The organism is Planctomonas deserti (assembly GCF_003067705.1).
Lineage (GTDB): Bacteria > Actinomycetota > Actinomycetes > Actinomycetales > Microbacteriaceae > Planctomonas > Planctomonas deserti.
This window is the reverse complement of sequence record NZ_QANL01000136.1, coordinates 1-580: the sequence shown is the minus strand read 5'-3', so window position 1 is coordinate 580 and position 580 is coordinate 1. Positions and strand designations below refer to the sequence as shown.

Sequence of the window (580 nt, the reverse complement as noted above, 5' to 3'; positions counted from 1 at the left end):
CGGCATCGAGCTCGTCTTCGAGCTTGGCGGTGAAGTCGTAGTCCACGTACCGGGTGAAGTGGCTGGACAGGAACTTGGACACCGCACGGCCGACGTCGGACGGGCGGAAGCTGCGGCCTTCCATTTCCACGTACTTGCGGAACAGCAGGGTCTGGATGATCGAGGCGTAGGTCGAGGGACGGCCGATGCCGTACTCTTCCAGCGCCTTCACCAGCGCCGCTTCGGTGTAGCGCGGCGGCGGCTGGGTGAAATGCTGTTCGGCCTGGATGCGTTCCAGCGGCACGCGGTCGCCGGGCTTCATCGCCGGCAGCTTGCGGCCTTCGTCCTCGTCTTCGGCGCTCTTGTTGTCCTTGCCTTCTTCGTACACGGCCAGGAAGCCGGGCACCACCACGGTGGTGCCGCTGGCGCGGAACACGTGTTCGCTGCCGGCGGACAGATCGACGCTGACGGTGTTGAGGGTGGCCGGAATCATCTGGCAGGCCACCGCACGCTTCCAGATCAGCTCGTACAGCTTGCGCTCGTCATCGGTCAGGTAGCGCGCCACCTGCGCAGGCGTGCGCAGCGCCGAGGTCGGGCGCAC

General features: G+C 66.4%; 1 protein-coding gene. It reads right to left on the bottom strand.

Annotated features, from left to right (window positions below):
• Nucleotides 1–580: DNA topoisomerase (locus DAI20_RS19950; RefSeq protein WP_240606149.1), on the bottom strand; the 580-nt coding region annotated here is incomplete at both ends.